This window comes from Flavobacterium facile (assembly GCF_036321945.1).
Classification (GTDB): Bacteria; Bacteroidota; Bacteroidia; order Flavobacteriales; family Flavobacteriaceae; genus Flavobacterium; species Flavobacterium facile.
This window is the reverse complement of sequence record NZ_JAZAYT010000018.1, coordinates 1-9,243: the sequence shown is the minus strand read 5'-3', so window position 1 is coordinate 9,243 and position 9,243 is coordinate 1. Positions and strand designations below refer to the sequence as shown.

13 protein-coding genes are annotated in these 9,243 nt (G+C 32.3%); all 13 read right to left on the bottom strand.

What is annotated here, in order from left to right; all coding sequences use genetic code 11:
* Positions 1-41: 41 nt before the first annotated feature.
* Positions 42-890 carry an IS3 family transposase gene (locus UEQ13_RS00390; RefSeq protein WP_329804379.1) on the bottom strand — a complete coding sequence of 283 codons (849 nt, stop codon included), beginning with the start codon at positions 888-890 and terminating at the stop codon, positions 42-44.
* Positions 860-1,285, bottom strand: coding sequence for an IS630 transposase-related protein (locus tag UEQ13_RS00385; RefSeq protein ID WP_329804348.1), 426 nt, complete (start codon positions 1,283-1,285; stop codon positions 860-862). Before UEQ13_RS00385 ends, UEQ13_RS00390 begins: the two co-directional genes overlap by 31 nt.
* Before the next feature lie 194 nt (positions 1,286-1,479).
* Positions 1,480-2,529 (bottom strand): hypothetical protein, encoded by a 1,050-nt coding sequence (locus tag UEQ13_RS00380; protein ID WP_329804378.1) that lies wholly within the window; start codon positions 2,527-2,529, stop codon positions 1,480-1,482.
* Positions 2,530-2,544: 15 nt separating this feature from the next.
* The gene (locus tag UEQ13_RS00375; protein ID WP_329804377.1) at positions 2,545-2,922 is read right to left on the bottom strand and encodes a nuclear transport factor 2 family protein; all 378 of its coding nucleotides are present in this window, start codon (positions 2,920-2,922) and stop codon (positions 2,545-2,547) included.
* A gap of 160 nt (positions 2,923-3,082) precedes the next feature.
* Positions 3,083-3,652, bottom strand: coding sequence for a Crp/Fnr family transcriptional regulator (locus UEQ13_RS00370; protein ID WP_329804376.1), 570 nt, complete (start codon positions 3,650-3,652; stop codon positions 3,083-3,085).
* Between the two features lie 178 nt (positions 3,653-3,830).
* Positions 3,831-4,160 (bottom strand): DMT family transporter, encoded by a 330-nt coding sequence (locus tag UEQ13_RS00365; RefSeq protein WP_158728187.1) that lies wholly within the window; start codon positions 4,158-4,160, stop codon positions 3,831-3,833.
* Positions 4,161-4,231: 71 nt separating this feature from the next.
* Positions 4,232-4,792, bottom strand: coding sequence for a Crp/Fnr family transcriptional regulator (locus tag UEQ13_RS00360; RefSeq protein WP_187021840.1), 561 nt, complete (start codon positions 4,790-4,792; stop codon positions 4,232-4,234).
* A 167-nt stretch (positions 4,793-4,959) separates the two neighbouring features.
* Entirely contained in the window at positions 4,960-5,523 is a 564-nt protein-coding gene (locus UEQ13_RS00355; protein WP_068247329.1) for a hypothetical protein, read from the bottom strand.
* An 18-nt stretch (positions 5,524-5,541) separates the two neighbouring features.
* The gene (locus UEQ13_RS00350; protein WP_068247326.1) at positions 5,542-5,766 is read right to left on the bottom strand and encodes a lipopolysaccharide assembly protein LapA domain-containing protein; all 225 of its coding nucleotides are present in this window, start codon (positions 5,764-5,766) and stop codon (positions 5,542-5,544) included.
* A gap of 4 nt (positions 5,767-5,770) precedes the next feature.
* Complete coding sequence (locus tag UEQ13_RS00345) at positions 5,771-6,172, bottom strand: hypothetical protein (RefSeq protein WP_068247322.1); 402 nt, start codon at positions 6,170-6,172, stop codon at positions 5,771-5,773.
* An 822-nt stretch (positions 6,173-6,994) separates the two neighbouring features.
* Positions 6,995-7,879 (bottom strand): Imm51 family immunity protein, encoded by an 885-nt coding sequence (locus UEQ13_RS00340; RefSeq protein WP_158980930.1) that lies wholly within the window; start codon positions 7,877-7,879, stop codon positions 6,995-6,997.
* Between the two features lie 65 nt (positions 7,880-7,944).
* A complete protein-coding gene (locus UEQ13_RS00335; protein WP_329804379.1) occupies positions 7,945-8,793 on the bottom strand; it encodes an IS3 family transposase in 849 nt (282 codons plus the stop codon).
* On the bottom strand, positions 8,763-9,188 hold the full coding sequence (locus UEQ13_RS00330) for an IS630 transposase-related protein (RefSeq protein WP_329804348.1): 426 nt from the start codon (positions 9,186-9,188) through the stop codon (positions 8,763-8,765). The genes UEQ13_RS00335 and UEQ13_RS00330 overlap by 31 nt, the downstream gene beginning before the upstream one ends.
* Positions 9,189-9,243: the final 55 nt, after the last annotated feature.

Below are 9,243 nucleotides of genomic sequence, written 5' to 3'. Positions count from 1 at the left end.
TGTAACGTCCTGAAATAGGTTGACGTTTTTTAATTAATTTTTCAATTCAAATTTAGATAAATTATTTCATTATTCCTACGATACGATTTATACGGAATATCAGGATTTAAATGCACGCTAACAGGAGTTCTTCCCTTTAAGCTGTCATGTGGTCTTAAAGAGTTATAAATCTTTACAGCGCGTCTTACCATTTTTTGAGCCATAGTTTTGTTTGGAATCGTCTGATTTAGTCCAAATTCATATTTCATAGTTTTGTTTAAACGTTCTGCTAGAGCGTTTTCGTATGGATCATATTGTTCAGTCATGCTTATTAAAATATTGTTGTCTTGTAGAATTTTGACATATTCTGGCCAACAATAATGGAAGCCTCTGTCGGAATGATGGATTAGTTTTTGATTTGGATATTTTCTGTTTTTTAACGCCATTTTTAAAGCTTCTATTGACAATGAAGCTTTCATGTTTGTAGCTACATGAAAGCCCATTATTTGTTTAGAATAGGCATCGGTTACTAAAGCTAAATAGGCATTTTTTCCATTTAGTTTTAGATAAGTTATATCACTAACCCAGAGTTCTTCGGGATGATTTGGGACTTTATTTTGCACCAAATTTTTCCATTTTGTAAAGAGATGATTAGAGTTTGTGGTGCGTGTGAAATTCCTTTGTTTAGGAACCAATAGGGTATGAGCTCTAAGAAAATCGAAGAAATTGTCACGTCCCATTTTGATGTTTTCTAATTTCATTTGTTCTTGTAGCAGCTGATGTAATTTTCTTCCACCAGTTACTTGACTGATTTCACCTCTTTTGTCGATAACCATTTTTACTAGTTTTTCATTATCAGCTTTTTGTTTCTTACAAACACTCATTTTTTTGTAGAGTGCTTGTCTTGATATCCCGAAGCATTGGCAGATCCATTTGATTTTAAAAGTGCTTTTTTCTTTAGTTCCACTTCTTTGGCCAATGATTCGGGCAGCGACTTTTTTGCATAATCGTTCCCTGTATCAATTTCAGCTTCGGCAATAATCATTTGTTGGAAGTCTTTTATGAATTCCAGTTCTTCAATTTTTTGCTTTAGTTTTTTAATTTCGTCTTTGTTTGACATTCCTTTTTGTTTTTGCTCTAAGGTAGCAAATTTTTGTAACCAATAATAAATTGCATTACGTCCGACTTGGTATTTTACTGCTGCGTGATTGACGGAAATTTGTCCGTTGCATACTTCATCAATAATTTTTAATTTTAAGTCAAATCCAACGGATTTTTTTTGACAGTGTGGTTGGTTTTCTTTCATATTGTCCTGTAAATAGTTGTTGATTTTTTGTCAACCTATTTCAGGATTTTACATTTTTCAAAATGGCAGGTAACGTTTTTCGGCTTGGCGATGTGGCGGATTTTTTTGCACAAAAGTTCAATAGAATTACTACTGTTGAAACTTTCACAAATGTTTTATAGAAGCACTTCAGCCGCCATATTGCCAAACCGATGTTACCTGCCGTTTTGTTTTTCAAGTAGTATATCTTCTATCGTTATTTTTCCTTCTTTAAAGAGTCGTGATTTGTACTCAATTTTTAATTTATCTAAAAGTCTTGCCATATTAAAACCCACTGCATAGAAATATGTCGTTTTTTCTGTTTTGTAAAGCCATTCGTCTTTTGTTAAGTCGTAATTTTGAAATTTTTTAAATGATCTGAAAGAGGTGTCGGACTTTAATAATTTATAATCAGGTCGTTTCGTAGCATAGAGTTTGTAAAGCGAATATTCAATGTATCGTGCTGTGCCCTCCATTGTTTCGTAGCATTTTTCATACTTGGAAATATCAAATTTCATTTTCGTCAATACAGTGTTTCTTCGTTGGGTTCTTAAAGCAAAAAAGTCTTTTATGATGTTAACGATTTTTATACTGTCTGTTTCAGCAATGGCTTTTAGCAACAATTTATTTTCCTTGTCAATTGAGTTTTTAAACCAAGTGTTATTTTTGTAAATTCCTGTTAAACTGTCTGGCTGAATTTGTACAATTTCTTTTTCATAGTAATCCATGTAAGGTTTATGTTTGTACTGATATCCATGAAAGTATTCATGCATGATCATTGTAGTCCATTCTTCCGTTGAAAGAACATTCGGAATTGTTTTAGAGGTTTCTTCATAACTACTACACATCATAAAGGGTGAATGATAATTATAATCTTCAGTCGGGTCTCCTAATGTCATGCCTGTTTCCATATGAAATGACAAACTATCCAATCTGTTATTTGTTTTGTAAATTTTTATGAGTTGGTTTTTAAAAACTAAGCCTGATTTGAATGTTTTCAAGAATTTTTCTGTCGGATTAGCAATGTAAGAACTTGTATCAGTGAAATAAACAAGAGGCAGGTCATATTCCTTATCGTTAAAAGTTGCCCACGTTTTTTCAGCTACCGTTTGTTTTAAATTATATACAAAGTCGATTCTATCAAATACTTTTTGCTCTTTATCATTGTCTTTGTCCTTGCAGGAAAAAACGAGTAGCGTCAATATTATAAGTAATGTTTTGCTCATTGTTACCTGCCGTTTTTATTTTTCGTCAAAGTTGTCATAATAGGTTAAGTCCTTTGTTATTTTTCCATTCTTAATTTCAAAAATTGTACAGATGGGCAATACAAATTTTGAACCGTCTGGTGCTGTTCCTGATGATTCAAATTCAACAACTACGTTGTCGCCCGAATGATACATATTTATTACATTGTCGTGTACATCAGGAATCATTTGATTTAGTTCGCTGTATTTTTTTACAATGTCGGCTTTTGTCATTTTTACATTTTTAATTCCGTAGGCTGGGTCTTTCATTTCTGGCTGTTCTATGTACATATCAGCCATTTTTTGCCATTCGTGGTTATTGAAATGTTTAAAATACTGCTTAATGATTGTCTTGTTTGTTTCTGAATTTTCCATACTGTTTGAATTTTTATTTGAATTGTTACAAGAGAAAAGAGTAACCAATAAAAGTGATAAAAAAGTTAATCGTACCATATATTAAAGTTTAATGAGTTAATTGTGCAAATGTATGTCTGTCGTTTTATATTTCACTTTACAAATGATAATTTCGACTTTGTCATTTCATTTTTCTTAAACGACTCAATGAAACTGGTGTAATGCCGATAAAACTTGCAATGTCTTTTAACGCAAATCGTTGGAAAATGTATGGCTGTGTTTTAATTAAAAATTCGTAACGTTCTAATGCGTCAAAATTTAATAGTTGTCTTCGCAACTCAAATTCCATTACAAATTGTCTTTCCGCCATAAGTCTTGCAAGTCGCTCTAAATAATGTGATTTATCGAATAGTGAAAGAAGTTTGTCATAAGGCATTTGTTGAAGCAAACTATTTTCTTCTGCTTTAAATCCAATTTCGGAAGTTGAATTTGTGAGCACACTATGATAGTCAATAAACAAATTGTTTTCTATAAAAAAATGAGTTGTCCTCTCTGTTTCGTTTGAATATTCATAAACCCTTACCGCTCCTTTTTCTAAAAACCAAAGATTTTTACAGAGTTTTCCAATTTTATGTATGTCAGCACCTTTTGGAACTTCAACCGGCTCTAATATAGTTTTTAATAACTCCCATTCAGATTGTGGGACTTGTCCAAAAAGTTTTTCAAAGAAATTTTTTAAGTTGTCATTCATTTACTGTTTGTGTTTCTCCGTGGGTGGGTAAAATGGCAGGTAACGGTTCGGGGCTTTGCGATGGTGGGGCAATCGAAGCACAAATCTTCAATTTTGCACTAAAGTTCAACCGAAGAACAACCGTTGAACTTTGCAGTTTCGCCCCACTATTGCAAAACCCTTGTTAGCGGCTGGCATTTTAGTGTGCTGCTGATTTTGAGAAAAAATTCATTACGATAACTCCTGTCACAATTAAAATAATTCCAATAATTGCTGGAATGTCTAACGATTGCTTAAATACCACTACCGAAATTATAGCTGTCAAGACAATTCCTAAACCACCCCAAATTGCATAAGCTATTCCCAAAGGAATGGATTTTAAAGCTTGCGAAAAAAAGAAAAAGCAAGCAATATATGCCACAATTGTTATCGCTGTTGGCAATAATTTTGAAAAACCGTCTGATGCTTTCATAAAGCTCGAACCTACAACTTCAAGTACGATTGCTAATGATAAAAATAAATATTTCATTGTTCTTTTGTTTTAACTGATGCAAAGAAACAAAAATTAAAAAGTGCTTTTTTTGACAAATGTCAAAATCGTTATTTCTTTCTAATACGGCTCAATGTTTCTTGCGAAATACCCAAATAAGAAGCAATATGTCCTAAAGAAATTCTTTGCAAAGCTTCGGGTTGGTTTTTCAAAAGCCAATGATAACGCTGTTCTGCGGTATGTGTTTGTAATAAAAAAGAACGTTCCTCTAAAATTTTGCAATATTCTTCTGCCATTTTTCTACCAATCGTATTCATTTCCTGCGATGATTTGTAGAAACTTTCAAGGTCATTGCTTGAGATATAATATAAAGTGGTGTCTTCTAAAAACTGAATGTTTTTAATTGAAGGTTGGCTAAAAAATAATGGCATTACTGAACCTAAAATTCCGCTCTCAAAACCAAACCAAACATTAATTTCTCTTTCATTGATATTATAAAACGAACGAACAAGCCCTTTTTCAATTACGAATAAATTTGAAACAATTTGTCCTTCTTTGAGCAAAAAATCGCCTTTTTGTTTTATCAGACTTTTAATTTTTTCGTTAAGTTCTGTTTCGATTTCAGAGGTCAGATTTCCGTATTTTTTAAGTTGTTTTATGAGAGGGTTCATTCTTTGTACGGTGTTGGTTTATGCTTGCCGCTAACGTTTTGCAGCTTGGCGAAGTGGCGGATTTAGAAGCACTTACTTTCAATTTAGCACTAAACTTCATTTGAAAACCGAATGTTCAATTTAGCACTGAACCCGCCATTTTGCCAAACTGCTGTTATAGCCAGTGGTTATTTATTCAACACTACTAGCAGAACCCCAATTTTATCGTTAAATCCCATTACAGGACTGACAATTTTTACTAAATTTTCTTCTGTATAAACTTTAGTGCTTGTAAGGTTTGAAAAAGCTGTTGTTTCAAGAGTAGTTCCTTCAAATTTCTTGTCTGACGATAATAGAACAATATTGTCCTTTGGGTTTACAAGTTGCACCAAATCTGCTCCAGACTGTCGGACAAAAATACTGAGTAATTGATTGAGATTTTCAGTGTTATTCCTTAGTAATTCGCTTCTTACTGACCACGAAAAAACTTCTGTAGCAAACTCAAGGTGCTTTATTTGCAAACTGTCAATTTTGCTTTCATATTGAGTTATCAATTGTGTTTTCTCATTATTAAAGGTTTTCTCGTTTATGCGAATTTTAATGGAAAACCAGATAAAAACTACCAACAACAATACGGTTAAAACTGTTGCAACCTTATTATTTTTGAAAAAGCCAACAATTTTTTCTTTGAATGTGTTTTTGGTTTTACTTTGAGAGGTTTCAACCAAATTATTTTTTTCTACTGTACTCATTTTGTTTGTTTTTAGAGATTAACCTTTCTTGTCAGAATCTTCTATTGTTAGTTTTTTCAGAATTGAAAATATTAAACCACCCGAAATTGCACCTAAAATGTAAATTATAGCAGTTGCAAACGACAAAGGTATAGTAACACTCCATTTTAAAAAAGACAACTGTACGGTTTCTAAATTTTGTACAATAAAAATAACTGCTACTCCGATAAGGAGTAGCAGTAAAATTGTTTTTATAATCCTCATTACATTACTTATTGAAAGTAGTTCGAGAAATTTCAATACCTGCAGGATAAGTTAGATTTCCTTGTTCCTCTGCTGTAATGAAAATTTCCTTTACATTAAATGGAGTTGTTGTTTTTAAAGTTGCTTTTTTAGCATTTTTGTTAATTAATTGACCAACATTTTTAGTGGTTCCATTTTCAGCAACTATCCAAACACTGTAGTTGTTTTTTGGTGGATTTAATCTACTAGCTTCCGCTAAGTTTCTTGCAGTTACTTCAATAACGTAATTTTTGTTTTTGTCCTGTTTTTTTGTAGCGGTAATATCCGCAGCAGGTACTGTACTCGAAACGGGAAAATTGGCTGTGCTTGCACAAGCTGACATTAGTGCTACCACTCCGATAATTGCTAAATGTTTGATTGTTCTCATTTTTTTTGTTTTTAATTTTATTTAATACCTACTCTTAAAGATTTTCGGCATTCTCTCCTTTGAAATGTGTGGTCATTTTGCTGTGTCTGTCGTCCTACCATTGGCTATAACGTTTCGCGGCTTCAAGAAGTGGCGATGAACCAAGACCAAGCCTTTACAAATATAACCAAAACTTTTAATTAAAGACCTTTCCAATTTCTGATAAATCCCATGCCTCGCCATTTCTTGAAACCGCTGTTAGCGGCTGTGTATTTTTCTAACCATAGATAATATAAAGTATAAATAAGATAATAATAGGGATAACAATTATAGATAACATAATATATCCGCAAACATTATTAACGATTTTAGAAACTTTCTTCTCTTTCTTCTCTTCATCCTCTATTTCATATCTTTTATAATGTGTAAAAATTCCAATAAGTAAAGAACCCATTGTTCCAAGACCGGTTTTATAGTAATCGAAAATACTATAATTTATGATTTTGACAAGGAAACTGACAACAAATAATAGACCGAGGTAAGGCGCTATTATTTCCATATACTTAATTAGAAACATTTTTTTTTATATTTATATTTAACATTGTTTTTTTTCAAATTTATAAATAAAATTCTATTCTTAAATTTTAATCTAATTTTTTTGTCTTAAAATTGCGTTAGATTCTTGATCCTGCTGTTACATTGCCGCTAACGTTTCGGGGCTTTGCGTTCGGGCGGGAAATCGAAGCACAAAGATATAAATTTATTACTAAAGTTCAATTGAAAAACTGCCGTTGAATTTTGCACTTCAGCCCGCCTGACGCAAAACCCTTGTTATGTGTAGCCTTATTTGTAGTTTTTCTCATCAAACATCCAAGGAGCAAATCCTCTTGTTTTTATTGTTCCCCATTTTAGTATACTTTTAGCTTCTTCACTTACCTTTTCAGATTTGTCTTTTGTCATTTTTAAAACAATTTCTTCTGGATATTCGTATAACATTCCAAGTCCTAATAATCCTAACCAACGAGTGGTTGCATTTTTGCTTTCAAGGGCTTTTAAAAAATAGGATTGCGTTCGTAAATCGGGTAAATGTCTATCACAAATAAATGCAACAGCCCATATAAGTTGTTGGATTACTTTATTGTCTGCCTCTCGGTCAATTGCTTCCAGAAAATAGGTTATAGTAGTAGGGTGTGATAAATAGTTGTCCCAACGTCTTATTTTTGTACGTGCTTCTGAATTAATCTTTTTTGAAGCAATTATTTTATCTTCACTTGTTCCGTTCACTATGGCGTTCAAATATTCTTTTTGCTTACGAGATAACGCAGGGTAGGGAACATTTTTATAAAACTCATCTTGCATTTCTTTATCTAAGTCTATCACAAATCCTTTCAGTAAAAGTTTTTCTGCATCTTCCAAGGGTATTAAAGGTTTGGTATTTTCTACTGGTAAATGTTGCTTTTCATTTCCTGTAATTTGTTGCAATAGATTAGATAATTTAAGAAGCGAATTTTTATTTACAGAATACGCACAGAACATTCCTGCCTCACTATCAAAACCAATTTCTTTTTGAATGTTATGTTCTTTGGCAAGTTTCTTTGCTAATCTTTCAATGGTGTAACCACCTCCACCTTTATCTCCAAGATAATCATCGAAATAATGAAAGTCTGAACAAATAATTGAAAAATTATCTTCGTGTTCTACTAAAATACAAGGGAAAAATTCATTCATAATTTGTTTGTTGTTTTACGTTTGTGTAACGTCCTGAAATAGGTTGACGTTTTTTAATTAATTTTTCAATTCAAATTTAGATAAATTATTTCATTATTCCTACGATACGATTTATACGGAATATCAGGATTTAAATGCACGCTAACAGGAGTTCTTCCCTTTAAGCTGTCATGTGGTCTTAAAGAGTTATAAATCTTTACAGCGCGTCTTACCATTTTTTGAGCCATAGTTTTGTTTGGAATCGTCTGATTTAGTCCAAATTCATATTTCATAGTTTTGTTTAAACGTTCTGCTAGAGCGTTTTCGTATGGATCATATTGTTCAGTCATGCTTATTAAAATATTGTTGTCTTGTAGAATTTTGACATATTCTGGCCAACAATAATGGAAGCCTCTGTCGGAATGATGGATTAGTTTTTGATTTGGATATTTTCTGTTTTTTAACGCCATTTTTAAAGCTTCTATTGACAATGAAGCTTTCATGTTTGTAGCTACATGAAAGCCCATTATTTGTTTAGAATAGGCATCGGTTACTAAAGCTAAATAGGCATTTTTTCCATTTAGTTTTAGATAAGTTATATCACTAACCCAGAGTTCTTCGGGATGATTTGGGACTTTATTTTGCACCAAATTTTTCCATTTTGTAAAGAGATGATTAGAGTTTGTGGTGCGTGTGAAATTCCTTTGTTTAGGAACCAATAGGGTATGAGCTCTAAGAAAATCGAAGAAATTGTCACGTCCCATTTTGATGTTTTCTAATTTCATTTGTTCTTGTAGCAGCTGATGTAATTTTCTTCCACCAGTTACTTGACTGATTTCACCTCTTTTGTCGATAACCATTTTTACTAGTTTTTCATTATCAGCTTTTTGTTTCTTACAAACACTCATTTTTTTGTAGAGTGCTTGTCTTGATATCCCGAAGCATTGGCAGATCCATTTGATTTTAAAAGTGCTTTTTTCTTTAGTTCCACTTCTTTGGCCAATGATTCGGGCAGCGACTTTTTTGCATAATCGTTCCCTGTATCAATTTCAGCTTCGGCAATAATCATTTGTTGGAAGTCTTTTATGAATTCCAGTTCTTCAATTTTTTGCTTTAGTTTTTTAATTTCGTCTTTGTTTGACATTCCTTTTTGTTTTTGCTCTAAGGTAGCAAATTTTTGTAACCAATAATAAATTGCATTACGTCCGACTTGGTATTTTACTGCTGCGTGATTGACGGAAATTTGTCCGTTGCATACTTCATCAATAATTTTTAATTTTAAGTCAAATCCAACGGATTTTTTTTGACAGTGTGGTTGGTTTTCTTTCATATTGTCCTGTAAATAGTTGTTGATTTTTTGTCAACCTATTTCAGGATTTTACATT